A 17,735-nucleotide genomic window follows, 5' to 3' on the forward strand; every position below is an offset into this window, starting at 1 on the left:
AGAACGGGTAACATAATAACGTCTCTCACAAAACTCGTCGCCGCTCATGCCTATAACACCGATCGCCAGCCGTCCCCACGACCACTCTCACTGCGTTCATAGCGCACTGTCTGAGGCCGATGCCCTGTGCACACGTCAGGGGCTGCGCCTGACCGCCTTGCGTCGGCGGGTGCTGGAACTGGTGTGGCAAAGCCACAAGCCATTGGGCGCCTACGACATACTCGCGGTGCTCAGCGAGCAGGATGGCCGCCGCGCCGCGCCACCGACGGTGTACCGCGCGCTGGATTTCCTGCTGGAAAACGGCCTCGTCCACCGCATTTCCTCGTTGAACTCTTTCGTCGGCTGCAACCACCCGGGACATGCTCACCAAGGTCAGTTCCTGATCTGCCGCGCATGCCATGCCGCCATCGAGCTTGAACAAGCCTCCATCAGCGACGCGATCATCGGCAGCGCGAAAGAGGTCGGGTTCGTCGTCGAAGGCCAGACTGTGGAAGTGGTCGGTCTCTGTTCGGGTTGCCAGGGGGCTTGATGAGCAACGCGCTGATCCGCCTCGAACAGGTTTGCGTCACCTTCGCCGGGCAAAACGTGCTGGATAACATCGAGCTGAGCGTCGTGCCGGGGCAGATCGTGACCCTGATCGGCCCCAATGGCGCTGGCAAGACCACCTTGGTGCGCGCCGTGCTGGGCCTGCTGAAGCCGGACAGCGGCAGCGTCTGGCGCAAGCCGAAACTGCGGGTCGGCTACATGCCGCAAAAACTGCATGTCGATCCGACGCTGCCGCTGTCCGTGCTGCGCTTCTTGCGCCTGGTGCCGGGAGTGGATCGTGCCCGAGCCTTGGCCGCGCTCAAGGAAGTCGGGGCCGAGCAGGTCATCGATAGCCCCGTGCAAAGTGTTTCCGGCGGTGAAATGCAGCGCGTGCTGCTGGCCCGGGCATTGCTGCGCGAGCCGGAACTGCTGGTACTCGATGAGCCGGTACAAGGCGTGGACGTGGCCGGTCAGGCCGAGCTTTACAGCCTGATTACCCGATTGCGCGACCGTCACGGTTGCGGGGTGTTGATGGTGTCCCACGACTTGCATCTGGTGATGAGCACCACCGACCAGGTGGTCTGCCTCAATCGTCACGTCTGCTGTTCCGGGCATCCCGAGCAGGTCAGCGGCGACCCGGCGTTCGTCGAGCTGTTCGGCAAGAACGCGCAGAGCCTGGCGATTTATCACCACCATCACGACCACGCCCATGACCTGCATGGTTCGGTGGTCAGCGCGGGCCCGGCGGCCCCTACCCACGTTCACGGAGATAGCTGCAAGCATGGCTGATTTTCTGCTTTACGCCCTGCTTGCAGGTCTGGCCCTGGCCCTGGTCGCAGGCCCGCTGGGTTCGTTCGTGGTCTGGCGGCGCATGGCCTATTTCGGCGACACACTGTCCCATGCCGCATTGCTCGGCGTGGCGCTGGGCTTTTTGCTGGATGTCAGCCCGACTGTTGCGGTCACCGTGGGCTGTCTGCTGTTGGCCGTGTTGCTGGTGACCTTGCAACAGCGCCAACCGCTGGCGTCCGACACGCTGTTGGGAATTCTCGCCCCCAGCACCCTCTCTCTGGGCCTGGTGGTACTAAGCTTCATGCATGAAGTGCGGATCGACCTGATGGCCTATCTGTTCGGCGACCTGCTGGCGATCAGTCCCACCGACCTGGCCTGGATACTCGGCGGCAGTGCGGGGGTGCTGGCCTTGCTGGTGACGTTGTGGCGGCCAATGCTGGCGATCACGGTCCATGAAGAGCTGGCCAAGGTGGAAGGTTTGCCGGTCGCAGCGTTGCGCCTGGCCCTGATGTTGTTGATCGCGGTAGTGATTGCGGTGGCGATGAAGATCGTCGGTGTATTGTTGATTACTTCGCTGCTGATCATCCCGGCGGCTGCGGCACAGCGTCACGCCCGGTCACCGGAGCAGATGGCGCTGGGCGCGAGCCTGCTGGGCATGCTCGCGGTCTGCGGCGGGCTGGCACTGTCATGGTTCAAGGACACGCCGGCGGGCCCGTCGATTGTGGTGGCTGCCGCCGCACTGTTTCTGCTGAGTTTTGTCCTGCCCCGTCGAGGGGTGTAGACTTGCTCGTTTTTTGCGCAAATAGAGAGTCGCAGGAATGAAGCCGTTCGCCTCCCGTTATCTGCTCCTTGTCGCATTTTCTCTGCTGCTGGGCGCTTGCCAAAGCACGCCACCGGCGGCCACCGAGCCTGCCGATGCACGGGCAACGGCCATTGCACAGCTGGAACAAAGCCTCGCCAGCAGCGAATTGGCGACCGCGGAAGGTCAACTGGCCACCTTGCAGGCCGAGTCGCCCAACGATCAATCCCTTGAGCAATATCAGCGGCAACTGGCCGAAGCTTATCTGCGCCGTAGCCAGATCGTGCTGCAAAAAGGTGATGTGAACGCGGCCGCCACTGCCCTGAGCCGCGCCCGGGCGTTGATGCCCAAGGCTCCGGCGCTGACCGGCGGGGTCAACAACGCGATCGTCAATGCGCGCAAAGCCGAGCTGGACAGGGCTGAAGCGGCGCTTATGGCGGCCGAAGCCAAGCCGCAGGCCAAAGTCATCGACCCGACGGCCGAAAGCACCACGGTGGCGTTGAACCTGACGGATATGGCCAAGCTTCGCCGGCAACTGGACGCTATCGCCGCCGATGTGGTGAATTATCAGTGTGACGTGAGCATTCAGGCGCCGCGCACCCAGGATTATCCCTGGTTGGCGACCTTGCTGACCAAGCGGGTGAAGAAGCTGGACTCGGAGTTTGATCTGAATCTGGAAAAGCAGATTTTGCGTAACATTCCGGCGCAGATCGTTCTAAGTCCGCGTAAGCCCTAAAAAGCATCGCGGGCAAGCCCGCTCCCACAGGTTCAGTGTCGTTCACAACGTTGGTTAACGACACAAATCCTGTGGAAACGAGGCTTGCCCGCGAAGGCGCCCCCCTATCGACACAAAACCTTAAGCCGGAATCCCCTTGGCCTTAGGTTCCCGATCCCACACGCGATGCTGCCCGATCGCAGCAAAAAACGGCTTGGTCAACTTCGCGGCGTCCGTCCCCACGATCAACCCCGCATCAACCTCCAGCTTCAACAGATCCAGCAACTGTTTCGCCTCCCCGTGCAACGCGATGGCCTTCAAGTGTTTGTAAGCCTCAAGCAGGTAATGCAGCGCCACGCCATCGGTGCTCAACGCCTTGATCGACGCCGCGCCACCGGGCACGAATACCGCGTCGAACGCGATGGATGGCAGGCCTTCCATCGACGCATCCACGGGCAGCGCCTTGCCATCGGCCGTTGTCACGGGCGCCGAGGTAGGGCCGAGCAGTTTGGCGTGGGCACCTTCGGCTTTCAGCGCTTTCTTCATTGCATCGATCGCGGCACCGTCGACACCGTTGGCCGCCAGAATCGCCACTTTACGCGTCTTGATATCGCCCGGCAGCAAGTTGGCCTGGCTCAAGGCCGGCGAGCGATCCAGAGATATTTTCGGCACATCGACCGTGCCGGCTTTCGGCGCTGGCAGGCCGAGGTTTTGCGCGACGCGCCCGGCCAGTTCCAGGTCGATGTTGGCGAGGATCTCATTCACCTCGCGTGCGCGGATGTGCTCACGCTCGACCTTGCCCAGCTCAAAGCTGTAAGCGGCAATGATGTGCTCCTGCTCGTGCTTGCTCATGCTGTGAAAGAACAGCCGCGCCTGGGAGAAGTGGTCGCCGAAGGACTCGCTGCGTTGGCGAATCTTGTTCGCATCGATGCGCTCCGGATGGGTCTCGAAGCCACCATTTTGTGCGGCGGGCGGGGTTTCTTTCGGCCAGCCGCCGTCAATGGAGTTCGGCTCGTAGGAGGCACGGCCCTTGTCGATGGTGGTGCGGTGTAGCGCATCCCGCTGACCGTTGTGGAACGGCGCAACCGGACGGTTGATCGGAATCTCGTGAAAATTCGGTCCGCCGAGTCGGCTGATCTGCGTATCGGTGTAGGAAAACAGTCGCCCTTGCAGCAGCGGATCGTTGGAGAAGTCGATCCCCGGCACGATATGCCCGGGGCAGAACGCGACCTGCTCGGTCTCGGCAAAGAAGTTGTCCGGGTTGCGGTTGAGCACCATCTTGCCCAGCGGAGTAATCGGCACGGTTTCTTCGGGAATGATTTTGGTCGGGTCGAGCAAGTCGAAATCGAAGGTGTGCTCGTTTTCCTCTTCGACCACCTGGACGCCCAGCTCCCATTCCGGGTAATCGCCCATCTCGATCGACTCCCACAGATCGCGACGGTGGTAGTCGGTGTCTTTACCGGCGAGTTTCTGCGCTTCATCCCAGACCAGCGAGCAAGTCCCGGCAGAAGGGCGCCAGTGGAATTTGACGAAGCGCGATTTACCTTCGGCGTTGATCAGGCGGAAAGTGTGCACGCCGAAGCCCTGCATGCTACGCAGGCTTTTCGGGATCGCCCGGTCGGACATGGCCCAGATCACCATGTGCGCCGATTCCGGCACCAGCGATACGAAGTCCCAGAAGGTGTCGTGAGCCGAACCGCCGGTAGGAATCTCGTTGTGGGGCTCGGGTTTCACCGCGTGCACGAAATCCGGAAACTTGATCGCATCCTGAATGAAGAACACCGGCATGTTGTTGCCCACCAGGTCGAAGTTGCCTTCGTCAGTGAAGAACTTCACGGCGAAACCTCGTACGTCGCGCACGGTATCGCCCGACCCGCGAGGGCCCTGCACCGTGGAAAAACGCACGAACACCGGGGTTTGTTTGGCCGGGTCTTGCAGGAAGCCGGCCTTGGTCAGCACGGAATGGTTTTCGTACGACTGAAAGTAGCCATGGGCACCGGTCCCGCGGGCGTGCACGATGCGTTCGGGAATACGCTCATGGTCAAAATGCGTGATCTTTTCACGCATGATGAAGTCTTCCAGCAACGATGGCCCGCGGTCGCCGACCTTCAACGTGTTCTGGTTGTCTGAAACCTTCACGCCCTGATTGGTGCGCAGGGCCTGTTCAGTGGCGTCGGAGCGAAATTTTTCCAGGCTGTCGAGCTTGGCGTTGGTGTTGCCGCGGTCCAGGGTATCGGTCCCGGCCAGTGCGCTTTTGGGGGCGGCAGGCTTTTTAGTGCTCATCAGTCGTAAACTCCTCGGTGCGATTCCTGCCGTAGCCAGGACGCTTGGGCAATATCCCCAGGCACAGCACCCGGGGGCGTTTTCGAGTTGCCTAATTAATGACTGATGACATTTTTAGCCGTTCCTTTTTTCTGACCTTTGATCGCGTTATTGCCAAATGACAGGATGAATGCGAAATAAATGCTAAGAACCTCTATACGGACAGGCTAAAATGCGCGCCCGGCTATCCGCTGATCCTTTTCTAACGCGCCCCACAAGGTTCGCTACGTGATCGAGTTTCAAAACGTCCACAAAACCTACCGCGTCGCCGGTAAGGATATCCCCGCCCTGCACCCGACCAGTCTGTCGATTGAGAACGGTCAGGTATTCGGCCTGATCGGCCACTCCGGCGCGGGAAAAAGTACCCTGCTGCGTCTGATCAATCGCCTGGAAAACGCCAGTGGCGGCAAGATCTTCGTCGATGGCGAAGAAGTCACCGCGCTGGATGCCAACAGCCTGCGCCGCTTCCGCCAGCAGGTCGGGATGATTTTCCAGCACTTCAACCTGCTGGCGTCCAAGACCGTGGCCGATAACGTCGCGCTGCCGCTGACCCTGGCCGGTGAACTGTCGCGCAGCGACATCGACCGGCGTGTGGCCGAGTTGCTGGCGCGGGTGGGCTTGTCCGACCACGCGAAGAAGTACCCGGCGCAATTGTCTGGCGGCCAGAAGCAGCGCGTCGGCATCGCCCGCGCCCTGGCAACCAAGCCTAAAATCCTGCTGTGCGATGAAGCCACCAGCGCGCTGGACCCGCAGACCACTGCGTCGGTCCTGCAATTGCTGGCCGAGATCAATCGCGAGCTGAAGCTGACCATTGTCCTGATCACCCACGAGATGGACGTGATCCGTCGGGTCTGTGACCAGGTGGCAGTGATGGACGCTGGCGTGATCGTCGAGCAAGGTTCGGTGGCCGAGGTGTTCCTGCATCCCAAGCACCCGACGACCAAACGCTTTGTGCAAGAAGACGAGCAGATCGATGAAAGCGAGCAACGCGATGACTTCGCTCACGTACCGGGTCGCATTGTGCGCCTGACCTTCCAGGGCGAAGCGACCTACGCGCCGTTGCTGGGGACCGTCGCTCGGGAAACGGGCGTGGACTACAGCATCCTGGCCGGTCGTATCGACCGCATCAAAGACGTCCCCTACGGGCAGTTGACCCTGGCCGTGACCGGCGGCGACATGGAGGCGGCGTTCGCCCAATTCACCGCAGCCGACGTCCACATGGAGGTCCTGCGCTAATGGAAGTCCTGACAAGTTTCTTCGCCAACATCGACTGGTTCGAAATCTGGCTGGCCACCGGCGATACCTTGCTGATGCTCTTCGGTTCGCTGTTGTTTACCGTGCTGCTGGGCCTGCCGCTGGGCGTATTGCTGTTCCTCTGCAGCCCGCGCCAATTGCTGGAAGCCAAGGGCGTCTATGCGATGTTGTCGCTGGTGGTGAACATCCTGCGTTCGCTGCCGTTCATCATTCTGTTGATCGTGATGATTCCGTTCACGGTGTTGATCACCGGTACTTCGCTGGGGGTCGCCGGTGCGATTCCACCCTTGGTGATAGGCGCCACGCCATTCTTCGCGCGACTGGTGGAAACCGCTTTGCGTGAAGTGGATCGCGGCATCATCGAGGCGACCCAGGCCATGGGCGCGACGACGCGACAGATCATCACCAATGCCTTGCTGCCGGAAGCTCGCCCAGGCATCTTCGCCGCGATTACCGTGACCGCCATTACCCTGGTGTCCTACACGGCGATGGCCGGTGTGGTCGGCGCCGGCGGCCTGGGTGACCTGGCGATCCGTTTCGGTTACCAGCGTTTCCAGACCGATGTGATGGTGGTCACCGTGGTGTTACTGCTGGTGCTGGTGCAAGTGCTGCAAACCGTTGGTGACAAATTGGTTGTCCACTTTTCTCGTAAATGAGCTTTTTAATGCATGAGCCGGCCATTCGCTGGCAGGCGCCGAAGACAGGCGTCTCACATGGAGTTAGCTGAATGAAAAAACTACTCGTCGCATTCGCTGCCGTTGCAGCCTTTTCCGCCCACGCTGCCGACACCCTGACCGTCGCTGCCACCCCGGTCCCGCACGCGGAAATCCTCGAATTCGTCAAGCCGGCCCTGGCCAAGGAAGGCGTGGACCTGAGGGTCAAAGTGTTCACCGACTACATCCAGCCGAACGTGCAGGTGGCCGAGAAGCGTCTGGACGCCAACTTCTTCCAGCACCAGCCGTACCTCGATGAATTCAACAAGGCCAAGACCACCAATCTGGTGGCCGTGACCGGCGTACACCTCGAGCCGCTGGGTGCTTACTCCAGCAAGTACAAGGCGCTGACCGAACTGCCAGGCGGTGCCAACGTCGTGATCCCGAACGATGCCACCAACGGCGGCCGTGCGCTGTTGCTGCTGGCGAAGGCCGGCCTGATCAAGTTGAAGGATTCGAACAACATCCTGTCGACCGTGAAGGACATCACCGAAAACACCAAGGACCTGAAATTCCGCGAACTGGAAGCCGCGACCATCCCCCGCGTGCTGACCCAGGTCGACCTGGCGCTGATCAACACCAACTATGCGCTGGAAGCCAAGCTTGATCCGGCCAAGGATGCGCTGGTCATCGAAGGCAGCGATTCGCCTTACGTGAACATCCTGGTAGCCCGTCCGGACGACAAGGACAGTGTTGCCATGCAGAAACTGGTGACCGCACTGCACAGCCCGGAAGTGAAGGCGTTCATTCTCGAGAAGTACAAAGGCGCGGTAGTGCCGGCGTTCTGATCTGAGGCTGTAACGAAAAATGGGGCGCATTCAATGCGCCCCATTTTTTTATGCCTGAAACACCAACCCTGTAGGAGCCGGCTTGCCGGCGAAGGCGATCTCAACGGGCGCCTTCGCCGGCAAGCCTGGCTCCTACAGGGGGCCGTGTCGTGTTTATTTGCGGTTAAGCATCACCGGCAACTGCGCCACCAACTTCACATTATTCAACGGCGCCCGAATAAACCCGCGCTGCGTCCCGTCCGGCCCGATCACCGCCAGGTTGCCACTATGATCGACCGTGTAATTCGGCTTGCTGGTGTCCGCCGGAATGAACGGAATGCTCACCGCATTGGCCAGTTTCTGAATGTCTTCGACCGAAGACGCGGTCAGCCCTATGAACTGCGGATCGAAGTAGCCCAGGTACTGCTTGAGCTGCTTGGGCGTATCGCGGTTCGGGTCGACGCTGACCAGCACGATTTGCAACTTGTCCACCGCCTCGGGTGGCAGCTCGCTTTTGATCTGGCGCAGCTGGGCGAGGGTGGTCGGGCAGATGTCCGGGCAGAAGGTGTAGCCGAAGAACAGCAGCGACCATTTGCCTTTCAACTCGTTGACCGTGACCGGCTTGCCGTCCTGATCGGTCATCGTCACATCCGGCAGGTTGCGGCTCTGCGGCAGCAGGATGATGCCGGCGTCGATCAACGCGGTCGGATCGCCCTGGCCTTTTCCGGACAGGACTTTGTTGATGGTCAGGCCCAGGACCAGCGCGATCAGGGCGACGAGGATGAAGACGGTTTTCTGGGTTCGAGTCATAGGTTCAACAGTAAGTAGTGGTCTACGAGCAGCGCGATAAACAGCAGGAACAAGTAGTAGATAGAGTACTTGAAGGTGTTGATCGCCGCGTGCGGCCGAGTGCCACGGTACAGCACCACGGCCCATTGCAGAAACCTCGCGCCCAGGCCCAGTGCGCAAATCAGGTAGAGGATGCCGCTCATGTGGATCACATACGGCATCAGGCTCACGGCCAGCAGCGCAAAGGTGTAAAGCAGGATGTGAACCTTGGTGTAGTGCTCGCCATGGGTCACCGGCAGCATCGGAATGTCGGCCTTGGCGTATTCCTCTTTGCGGTGAATGGCCAGGGCCCAGAAGTGCGGCGGAGTCCAGGCGAAGATGATCAGCACCAGCAACAGGGGTTCGGCGCTGACGTGACCGGTGGCGGCGGTCCAGCCGAGCAGTGGCGGGGCGGCGCCGGCCAGTCCGCCGATGACGATGTTCTGCGGCGTCGCGCGTTTCAGGAAACCTGTGTAGACCACCGCGTAGCCGAGCAGCGAGGCAAGAGTCAGCCACGCGGTCAATGGGTTAGTGAAGGCCAGCAACAAGGCCTGGCCGAGCAGTGCCAGCACGAGGGCGAAGGTCAGCGCGGCGGCAGGTGTTACCCGGCCCTCGGCCAGCGGTCGTTTATGCGTGCGCGCCATGACCGCGTCTATCCGCCGGTCCACCACATGATTGACCGCCGCCGCGCCGCCGGCGCACAGGGCGATCCCGAGGTTGCCGAACACCAGCACCGTCCATGGCACCCCGGCGCGGGTCGCGAGGAACATGCCGACCAGCGAGGTGATCAGCATCAGCACCACCACTTTCGGCTTGGTCAGCTCCAGATAGTCGCGCCAGATGGCCTGGCTGTGACGTTCGCCGATCAGAGTCGCCATGGCATCTCTCCTTTTATTGTTATGGGCCCGGCCGAATGTTTACGCGGGCTGAAGCGCCAGCGTGCAGGGGTTTGCTGCTTGACCCGAACCAGACTGGTTCGCGCGTGATAATTGACCAGCACCATCGTCAGCAAGAGTGCTGCGCCGCCGGCGTTGTGGGCGACAGCCACCGGCAATGGCAGATGAAACAGCACGTTGCTGATGCCGAGGGTGATTTGTGCGGCGAGGGCGATCAGCACCAGCCCGGCCAGGCGCGTCATGCCGACCACCTTCAGTTGCCAGGCCAGGCCGAGCAACGCCAGGGTCACCAGCAGGGCACCGATACGGTGAGTCAGGTGAATCGCGGTGCGGGCATCGCTGTCCAGTTGCCCGCCGAGGTAATTCGGGCCGATGTGCTGGGTCAGGTGAAAGCCGTTGGCGAAGTCGGCAGGCGGCAGCCATTGCCCGTGGCAAGTGGGAAAGTCGATGCAGGCCACCGCCGCGTAGTTGGAACTGACCCAACCGCCAAGAGCGATCTGCCCGATGACCAGCAGCAACCCGGCGGTCGCCCAGTGCTGTAATCGACGCGGTACCGTCAGTGCTGGCAATACGCCGGACAGGCGCAAGGTCAGGAGAAACAACAGGCTCAAGGTCGCGAAGCCGCCGAGCAAATGCCCGGTCACCACTTGCGGCCAGAGCTTGAGCGTCACCGTCCACATACCGAATGCCGCCTGGGCGATTACCACGGCCAACAGAAACAGCGGCAACTTCACCGGTTGTCCCGGCTGGCGCCGATGCACCCAGGCACGGCCGGCCAAGACCGAGATCAACAGCCCGAGAGTGCCGGCGAAGTAGCGATGGACCATCTCGTTCCAGCCCTTGTGGGCTTCGACGGGCGCATCGGGAAAGTGCAGCTCGGCATGGGCCAGTTGGGCTTCGCTGTTCGGCACGCTGATAAATCCGTAGCACCCCGGCCAGTCCGGGCAGCCGAGGCCGGCGTGGGTCAGGCGGGTGTAGGCGCCGAGCAACACCACAATCAGTGCCAGCAAGGTGGCAAACAGCGCGAGGCGAAATCCAGGTTTGGCCATGACGATGCCCTTATCCGATGTTCGACAGTTTCAGCAAATGGCGCAGGTCGTTGAGCAGGTCCTTGCCTTTGACCGACGGGTCGTAGCGCAGCACCAGATTGCCGTGAGGGTCGATGATCCACAGCTGCGGCACGGTGGCGTCCCCGGTCGTCTTGCTGAAGGTCGTCAGGTCCATGGGGTAACGTTGCAGTTGGGGGTACTCGTGCGTCAGCCTGGCGTCGTAATCGCTGTTCAGCGGTTGCGCCGCGGCCAGGGCGTGACTGGCGCGCCCCGCATCACGGCCGAGGCCGATCTGGACTTGCCGCGCCAGGTACACCAGCTGCTGGCAATCGACCGAACACTCCTTGGGGGCGGTGACCAGCAACTGCCAACGGTCCTCCTGCGCTTGCACACCAATGTCCGCGCGGGTCTGGCCGTTGCCGATCAATTCGCCGTGATAACTGCGGCCTTCCGGCACCCAGAACTGAAATTTGTACATGCCGGTGGCAAGGATCATCGGGCCGATCACCCCCAGCAGGATCAGCAATAACTGCACGCGACCCTTGCGCCGACTCGCCGGGGTTTTCGCCTCAGACATGTTGGGTGGATTCATGGCCGCTCCCATGGTGTTTCTCCTTTGCGTTGTGCCAGCCGAGATAAAGGTAAAGGCCGAACAGGGCGATCGACATCGCGAACCACTGCACGGCATAAGCCAGGTGTTTTTCCGGGCCCATGGCCACCACCGGCCAATCGGCCTGGTAAGTCGCGGGGCCGCTTTCTGCGCGTAATTCGTAGGCGAAGCCGTCACGGTCCAGCGTGGTCCAGAGCCTGGCCGGTTCGACGGCGGTCACCAGCTGTGGCCAGGTCGTGGTGTTCGGGTCGGCGTGCAGTTGAAAAGTGGCGCCGGGGGAGACGTAGACCCAGGCGTCGAGACTCAATGCCTCTTTGGGTGTGGTGAATTGCGGCGGGGTGCGTCGGTCCGGCCATGGCAGCCAGCCGCGATTGACCAGCAACCACAGTCCGGTCGCCTGATCCTGAAAGGGTTGCAGCAGCTCGACGCCGACCTTGCCGTCGCGCTGGCGGTTATCCAGCAGCAGGCTGTGCGCGGCATCGAACTGGCCGTGCAAGCGAACGCGGCGGAACGCCGGATCCTCGGTGCGTTGCAATTCAGTACTGGCCATCGGTTCGGCGACCCGGCGTTCGGCATAGGTTTGCAGCAGCGCGCTTTTCTCCGCGCCCCGGCTCAACTGCCAGAACCCGAGTGAAACCAGCAGGGGCAGCAACAGCGCGACCACCAGGGTCGGCACGATGCCCGGCCGGAAGCGCTTCATGGCATCGCCAGAAAGTCATGCGTCGCGATAGCTATACTCAAGTGCATCGCCTTACCCCCGGAGTTCCACCATGCTCAAAGCAGCCATCGTCCTGATGCTGATTGCCACGGTTGTCAGCCTGTTCAGCGGCCTGTTTTTTCTGGTCAAGGACGACAGCAGCTCGAACCGCCTCGTCATTGCCTTGAGTGTCCGTGTCGCTCTGGCCGCCATCACCGTCGGCTTGATTGCCTGGGGTTTCTTCAGCGGCCAGCTGGTGTCCCACGTTCCGTGGTAGCTGTAGGAGCAAGCTCGCTCCTACAACACATAGACGAAAACGAACAGCCCGATCCACACCACGTCCACGAAGTGCCAGTACCAACTCGCGGCTTCAAACCCGAACTGGTGCTCGTTATCGAAGTGCCCACGCATGATGCGCATCAGCATCACAAACAGGATGATGGTGCCGATGGTCACGTGGGCGCCGTGGAAACCGGTGAGCATGAAGAAGGTGGCGCCATAGATGCCTGAACCCAGGGTCAGGCCCAGTTCATGGTAGGCGTGGATGTATTCTTCGGCCTGAAAGCCGAGGAACGCGCAGCCCAGTAGCACGGTGATCGCCAGCCAGATTTTAAGCGCGCCGCGATGGCCCTTTTTCAAGGCGTGGTGGGCGATGGTCACGGTGACACTGGAGCTCACCAGCAGCACGGTATTGAGCAGCGGCAGGCCCCAGGGGCTGATTACGTCCTTGGGGGCAGGGAAGAGTTTCGGGTCAGGGTTATTCAGCAACGGCCAGGTGAATTCGAACGCCGGCCACAGCATGTGGGCGATGCCTTTGACGCCTTCACCGCCCAGCGCCGGGCCAGTGACGTTGCGCACATAAAACAATGCCCCGAAGAACGCGATGAAGAACATCACCTCCGAGAAGATGAACCAGCTCATGCCCCAGCGAAACGAGCGATCCATCTGCGGGCTGTACAACCCTTGGCGACTTTCCTTGATCACCGTCCCGAACCAGCCGAACAACATGTACGCCAGCAACAGGCTCCCGACGAAAAAGATCAGCGGGCCATGGGAGTCCGGCCGCGCTGCTTTCAGGTCGTTGAACCAGGTGGCCAGGCCGAACACCGTGATGAACATGCCGACCGTGGCGATGATCGGCCATTTGCTCTGGGCCGGAACGTAATAATGCTCATGAGTTGCCATTTATTGTTCTCCTTATCGGGCACGCTCAGCCGCCAGTATTTACAGCCACCGGTGGATGTCGGGCGGTGATGTCGAACAGCGTGTAGGACAGCGTGAGGTGCTTCACATCCTTGGGCATGTCGCGATCAACGATGAACCGTACCGGCATCTCGATCCGTTGACCTGGCTGTAGCACCTGCTGGGTAAAGCAGAAGCATTCGGTCTTGTGGAAATACGCCGCCGCTGCACTGGGCGCGATGCTCGGTACCGCCTGGGCACTCATCGGGCGATCGGTCGGGTTGTGGGCGATGAAGATCATCTCGTTCACCGCCCCCGGGTTGGCCGTCAATTCATCGCTCTTGGGATAGAAATCCCAGGACATGTCGGCGGAGTTGGTCGACAGAAACTGCACGCGCACTTGCCGCGAGGTGTCGACCGTTTGTTCACCCTCATACTGCCCGGCAGTCTTGCCGTTGATGCCGAACGCCTGGCACATCACGTCGTAGATCGGCACCAGGGCAAAGCCGAAGACAAACATCGTCACCACCACCAACAGCAGGCGCGTGACCAACTTCTTCGTCGAAATCGAGTCAGCCATGATTTTTAACCCTTACGCATAACCCTGTAGGAGCTGGCTTGCCAGCGAAAGCGGTATGTCTGACACACCGGGTTGAATCCTTCGCTGGCAAGCCAGCTCCTACAGGATCGAGGCGTTTCATTTCACTTCCGGCGGCGTGGTGAAGGTGTGATACGGCGCCGGTGATGGAATGCTCCATTCCAGGCCTTCGGCCCCATCCCACGGTTTGGCCGGTGCCGGCGTGCCGCCGCGAATGGTCTTGATCACAATGAACAGGAAGAAGATCTGCGTGGCACCGAACATGAACGCACCGATCGACGACACCATGTTGAAGTCGGCGAACTGCAGGTTGTAGTCCGGAATCCGCCGCGGCATTCCCGCCAGTCCGACGAAGTGCATCGGGAAGAAAGCCATGTTCATGCCGATGAACGACAGCCAGAAATGCAGCTTGCCGAGGGTTTCGTCGTACATGTGGCCGGTCCATTTCGGCAGCCAGTAGTAGGCCGAGGCGAAGATCCCGAAGATCGCTCCCGGCACCAGCACGTAGTGGAAGTGCGCGACCACGAAGTAGGTGTCCTGATACTGGAAGTCTGCCGGGGCGATGGCCAGCATCAGGCCGGAGAAGCCACCGATGGAAAACAGGATCACAAACGCCACCGCGAACAGCATCGGCGTCTCGAAGGTCAGCGAGCCTTGCCACATGGTGCTGGCCCAGTTGAACACCTTGACCCCGGTGGGCACCGCGATCAGCAGCGTGGCGTACATGAAGAACAGCTCGCCCACCAGCGGAATGCCGACCACGAACATGTGGTGCGCCCAGACGATGAACGACAGGAACGCAATACTGGCGGTGGCGTAGACCATCGAGGTGTAGCCGAACAGCGGCTTGCGCGAGAAGGCCGGAATGATCGAGCTGACGGCACCGAAGGCCGGCAGGATCATGATGTACACCTCGGGGTGGCCGAAGAACCAGAACACGTGCTGGAACAGCACCGGATCACCGCCACCGGCGGCACTGAAGAAGCTGGTACCGAAGTGGATGTCCATCAGCATCATGGTCACGCACCCGGCCAGCACCGGCATCACTGCAATCAGCAGGAAGGCGGTGATCAGCCAGGTCCAGACGAACAGCGGCATTTTCATCAATGTCATGCCGGGGGCGCGCAGGTTGAGGATGGTGGCGATCACGTTGATCGCACCCATGATCGAACTGATCCCCATCAGGTGGATGGCAAAGATGAAGAAGGTCACGCTTTCCGGCGCGTAGGTCGTCGATAGCGGGGCATAGAAGGTCCAGCCGAAGTTGGGTCCGCCGCCGGGGGTGAACAGGGTCGATACCAGCAGGATGAACGCCGCCGGCAGCAGCCAGAAGCTGAAGTTGTTCATCCGCGGCAGCGCCATGTCCGGCGCGCCGATCATCAACGGGATCATCCAGTTGGCGAGGCCGACGAACGCCGGCATCACCGCACCGAACACCATCACCAGCCCATGCATGGTGGTCATCTGGTTGAAGAATTCCGGTTGGACGATTTGCAGCCCCGGCTGAAACAGTTCGGCGCGGATTACCATCGCGAACGAACCGCCGAGCAAGAACATGGAGAACGCAAACCACAGGTACAGCGTGCCGATATCCTTGTGGTTGGTGGTCAGCACCCAGCGCATCAGGCCTTTGGCGGGGCCGTGGGCATGGTCGGTGGCATGACCGTGGTCATCGATAACGGCGCTCATGGCCTGTCTCCTGCAAACAGATGGGCTGGGCAGGCCGGGGCGCGATGCCCCGACCGGTTCCTTGGATGCGCAATAGACCGGGTCATTTGCTTTCCGCCTGTTTCAGCTCCAGCACTTCTTTTGGCGTGACCATGTCGCCCTTGTTGTTGCCCCAGGCGTTACGTTCATAGGTCACGACCGCCGCGATATCGACTTCCGAGAGTTGCTTGCCGAACGCCGCCATGGACGTGCCGGGCTTGCCGTGGAAGACAATGCTCAGGTGATCCTTGATCGGGCCGGTGGCGATTTTCGAGCCTTTGAGTGCCGGGAACATCGGCGGCAGGCCCTGGCCTTCAGCCTGGTGACAGGCCACGCACGTGGTGTGATAGACCTTGTCGCCGCGCTCTTTGAGCTCATCGAGGGTCCATTCCTTGCTGGTCAGCTCTTTGAGTTGTGCCGCTTCAGCCTTGCGTTCACCCAGCCATTTTTCGTAATCGGCCTTTTCCTTGACCTCGACCACGATCGGCATGAAGCCATGGTCCTTGCCGCACAGCTCCGCGCACTGGCCGCGGTAGAGGCCGGGCTTCTCGACCCGGGTCCAGGCTTCGTTGACGAACCCCGGAATCGCATCGCGCTTGACCGCGAAGGCCGGCACCCACCAGGAGTGAATGACGTCGGCAGACGTCACCAGGAAGCGCACCTTGGCGCCGATCGGCAGCACCAGTGGCTTGTCGACCTCAAGCAGGTAGTGCTCGCCCTTGGCTTCCTTGTTGTGGATCTGATCGGCGGGCGTGGCCAGGTTGCTGAAGAACTCGACGTCCTGGCCCAGGTACTTGTAATGCCACTTCCACTGATAGCCCGTGACCTGGATATCGATATCCGGCTCGGTGGCGTCGTACATCTTGATCAGGGTTGCGGTCGCCGGGATCGCCATCGCCACCAATATCAGGAAGGGCACGATGGTCCAGAGGATTTCGACGGTGGTGCTTTCATGAAATTTTGCGGCCACCTGCCCGGTCGAGCGGCGGTGGAGAATCATCGACCAGAACATGGCGCCGAAGACGATGATGCCGATCACTACACAAATCCAGAAAATGGTCATGTGCAGGTCAAATACTGCGTGACTGATTTCAGTCGCTCCAGGCGCCATATTTACAGTCCATGCGGCGTGTGCCGGACTGAAAATCGACCACAACAGGAGGCCCATCCAGACATGTGGATGTCGCATCATTGCGGGTTCCCCTTATCGTTCTTTTTATCCCGCCGGCTTTCACCTGCGGCAAGGGAGCGGCTTTTTCAGACTACGAACTTGAATCGCCAAGCCTTGCTGCGCGTGCAGTCGGGCGTCATCAGCTAACTCCATTCCCACCCGAGTATAGACAGCGACTGGCACCTCGCAACGTGGCGGCGTAAATCGTGTGAAACAGCTGGGACTTGCGTTCCAGGGTACGAATGGAGAAGGATGCAGACCAGTGGTCACCATTCGATATAACGGAGGTGTCTCAAGGATGGAACACTTATGAAGAATGCGTCTTAGCATTGTTCATAAGGCAGCTAAGTTATGTCTTCCCTATTTCATTGCCTTTGTTTCCTGGAGTTTTCATGAACACCGCCGCATTGCGCGAGCAGATCCAAAAAGCCCAACAACATGAAGCCGAAACCGGCCTGCTGACGCGTCAGCTGGAAACCCAACTGCCACACCTTCACTCCGCCATCCAATTGCCGGAGGTCGACGCCAACGGCGTGATGACGCGTTTTGTGGCCGCGTATATCGAACAAGTACCGGACCTGCTGGATGCAGCCAATGAAGTCGCCAGGGAAGCGGGCATCGAATCACAGATCAAGCCGGTGCTGAAAATCGCCGAGCAGTTCTTCCTCCAGCCCCCGGCGATCATGGCCGGTCACGTCGGTCTGGATAGCCTGCTGGACGAAGCCTATCTGGCGCACCGCCTGGTCGAAGAGGTCAATGACCTGTACATCAAGCATTTTGGCCAGCCACTGATCCCATTGGACATGACTGTGGCCAACCTGATTGCGCACCATCTGATCGGTGAGGCATTCGCTAACCAACTGGATGAGGCGGTACATCACGCCGTCGACGAGATGCTCAACGAAGAGAGTTTCGCGCTGGAATCGGTGGAAGCCTACCGCGAGAAACTCAACAGCCCGGACACCGGTGCTGCGTGGAAACGCTGGCCATGCCTGTCGCGCCAACTGGGCGTGGGCCTGGAGCTGGATCAACCGGCAGCCTGACGCAATATCTTCATGCCCCTGTAGGAGCGAGCTTGCTCGCGATGGTCGTTAACGATAACGCGTTTTTTAC

At 60.6% G+C, this 17,735-nt stretch carries 19 protein-coding genes; 9 read left to right on the forward strand and 10 right to left on the reverse strand.

What is annotated here, in order from left to right; all coding sequences use genetic code 11:
• Positions 1–46: 46 nt before the first annotated feature.
• The 4 genes from BZ163_RS34330 to BZ163_RS34345 are packed head-to-tail and all read left to right on the forward strand — an operon-like array spanning position 47 to position 2,849.
• Positions 47–529, forward strand: a complete 483-nt coding sequence (locus BZ163_RS34330) for a Fur family transcriptional regulator (RefSeq protein ID WP_128874656.1) — start codon at positions 47–49, stop codon at positions 527–529.
• Positions 529–1,314, forward strand: coding sequence for a zinc ABC transporter ATP-binding protein ZnuC (znuC, locus tag BZ163_RS34335; protein ID WP_128874657.1), 786 nt, complete (start codon positions 529–531; stop codon positions 1,312–1,314). The genes BZ163_RS34330 and znuC overlap by 1 nt, the downstream gene beginning before the upstream one ends.
• Positions 1,307–2,095 (forward strand): zinc ABC transporter permease subunit ZnuB, encoded by a 789-nt coding sequence (gene znuB / locus BZ163_RS34340; RefSeq protein ID WP_128874658.1) that lies wholly within the window; start codon positions 1,307–1,309, stop codon positions 2,093–2,095. The genes znuC and znuB overlap by 8 nt, the downstream gene beginning before the upstream one ends.
• Before the next feature lie 37 nt (positions 2,096–2,132).
• Complete coding sequence (locus BZ163_RS34345) at positions 2,133–2,849, forward strand: PA5502 family lipoprotein (RefSeq protein WP_128874659.1); 717 nt, start codon at positions 2,133–2,135, stop codon at positions 2,847–2,849.
• A 120-nt stretch (positions 2,850–2,969) separates the two neighbouring features.
• Here BZ163_RS34345 and katE read toward each other — a convergent pair whose 3' ends face one another.
• The gene (gene katE, locus BZ163_RS34350; RefSeq protein ID WP_224790916.1) at positions 2,970–5,135 is read right to left on the reverse strand and encodes a catalase HPII; all 2,166 of its coding nucleotides are present in this window, start codon (positions 5,133–5,135) and stop codon (positions 2,970–2,972) included.
• 243 nt (positions 5,136–5,378) lie between these two features.
• Between katE and BZ163_RS34355 the strand changes: the two genes are divergently transcribed.
• The 3 genes from BZ163_RS34355 to BZ163_RS34365 all read left to right on the forward strand — a co-directional run bounded on the left by BZ163_RS34355 (position 5,379) and on the right by BZ163_RS34365 (position 7,905).
• Positions 5,379–6,386: a methionine ABC transporter ATP-binding protein gene (locus BZ163_RS34355; RefSeq protein ID WP_128874661.1), complete on the forward strand. Its 1,008-nt coding sequence runs from the start codon at positions 5,379–5,381 to the stop codon at positions 6,384–6,386.
• Positions 6,386–7,060, forward strand: coding sequence for a methionine ABC transporter permease (locus tag BZ163_RS34360; protein ID WP_128874662.1), 675 nt, complete (start codon positions 6,386–6,388; stop codon positions 7,058–7,060). Before BZ163_RS34355 ends, BZ163_RS34360 begins: the two co-directional genes overlap by 1 nt.
• A gap of 71 nt (positions 7,061–7,131) precedes the next feature.
• Entirely contained in the window at positions 7,132–7,905 is a 774-nt protein-coding gene (locus tag BZ163_RS34365) for a MetQ/NlpA family ABC transporter substrate-binding protein (RefSeq protein ID WP_128874663.1), read from the forward strand.
• 153 nt (positions 7,906–8,058) lie between these two features.
• Here BZ163_RS34365 and BZ163_RS34370 read toward each other — a convergent pair whose 3' ends face one another.
• Genes BZ163_RS34370 through BZ163_RS34390 form a run of 5 tightly spaced genes read right to left on the reverse strand, consistent with a single transcriptional unit; the run spans position 8,059 to position 11,967 of the window.
• Positions 8,059–8,694 carry an SCO family protein gene (locus BZ163_RS34370; protein WP_064675256.1) on the reverse strand — a complete coding sequence of 212 codons (636 nt, stop codon included), beginning with the start codon at positions 8,692–8,694 and terminating at the stop codon, positions 8,059–8,061.
• A complete protein-coding gene (gene cyoE, locus BZ163_RS34375) occupies positions 8,691–9,590 on the reverse strand; it encodes a heme o synthase (RefSeq protein ID WP_128874664.1) in 900 nt (299 codons plus the stop codon). Before cyoE ends, BZ163_RS34370 begins: the two co-directional genes overlap by 4 nt.
• Positions 9,578–10,657: a heme A synthase gene (locus BZ163_RS34380; RefSeq protein WP_128874665.1), complete on the reverse strand. Its 1,080-nt coding sequence runs from the start codon at positions 10,655–10,657 to the stop codon at positions 9,578–9,580. Before BZ163_RS34380 ends, cyoE begins: the two co-directional genes overlap by 13 nt.
• A gap of 10 nt (positions 10,658–10,667) precedes the next feature.
• Positions 10,668–11,261 (reverse strand): hypothetical protein, encoded by a 594-nt coding sequence (locus tag BZ163_RS34385; RefSeq protein WP_128874666.1) that lies wholly within the window; start codon positions 11,259–11,261, stop codon positions 10,668–10,670.
• A complete protein-coding gene (locus BZ163_RS34390) occupies positions 11,227–11,967 on the reverse strand; it encodes an SURF1 family protein (RefSeq protein ID WP_128874667.1) in 741 nt (246 codons plus the stop codon). The genes BZ163_RS34385 and BZ163_RS34390 overlap by 35 nt, the downstream gene beginning before the upstream one ends.
• 70 nt (positions 11,968–12,037) lie before the next feature.
• Here BZ163_RS34390 and BZ163_RS34395 point away from each other — a divergent pair, with 70 nt between their 5' ends.
• The gene (locus BZ163_RS34395; protein WP_008152470.1) at positions 12,038–12,241 is read left to right on the forward strand and encodes a twin transmembrane helix small protein; all 204 of its coding nucleotides are present in this window, start codon (positions 12,038–12,040) and stop codon (positions 12,239–12,241) included.
• 20 nt (positions 12,242–12,261) lie between these two features.
• On the opposite strand, the gene BZ163_RS34400 is transcribed toward BZ163_RS34395, so the two are convergent.
• The 4 genes from BZ163_RS34400 to coxB form a co-directional block, all read right to left on the reverse strand.
• Positions 12,262–13,149, reverse strand: a complete 888-nt coding sequence (locus tag BZ163_RS34400; RefSeq protein WP_128874668.1) for a cytochrome c oxidase subunit 3 — start codon at positions 13,147–13,149, stop codon at positions 12,262–12,264.
• A 25-nt stretch (positions 13,150–13,174) separates the two neighbouring features.
• On the reverse strand, positions 13,175–13,726 hold the full coding sequence (locus BZ163_RS34405) for a cytochrome c oxidase assembly protein (RefSeq protein ID WP_128874669.1): 552 nt from the start codon (positions 13,724–13,726) through the stop codon (positions 13,175–13,177).
• A gap of 117 nt (positions 13,727–13,843) precedes the next feature.
• Positions 13,844–15,433, reverse strand: a complete 1,590-nt coding sequence (gene ctaD / locus BZ163_RS34410) for a cytochrome c oxidase subunit I (RefSeq protein WP_128874670.1) — start codon at positions 15,431–15,433, stop codon at positions 13,844–13,846.
• An 82-nt stretch (positions 15,434–15,515) separates the two neighbouring features.
• Positions 15,516–16,643: a cytochrome c oxidase subunit II gene (gene coxB, locus BZ163_RS34415; protein ID WP_128874671.1), complete on the reverse strand. Its 1,128-nt coding sequence runs from the start codon at positions 16,641–16,643 to the stop codon at positions 15,516–15,518.
• A 371-nt stretch (positions 16,644–17,014) separates the two neighbouring features.
• Here coxB and BZ163_RS34420 point away from each other — a divergent pair, with 371 nt between their 5' ends.
• Positions 17,015–17,665 carry a hypothetical protein gene (locus tag BZ163_RS34420; RefSeq protein WP_128874672.1) on the forward strand — a complete coding sequence of 217 codons (651 nt, stop codon included), beginning with the start codon at positions 17,015–17,017 and terminating at the stop codon, positions 17,663–17,665.
• The last annotated feature ends 70 nt before the right edge of the window (positions 17,666–17,735 follow it).

Source organism: Pseudomonas sp. VI4.1, assembly GCF_002029345.1.
In the GTDB taxonomy this organism is placed as follows: domain Bacteria; phylum Pseudomonadota; class Gammaproteobacteria; order Pseudomonadales; family Pseudomonadaceae; genus Aquipseudomonas.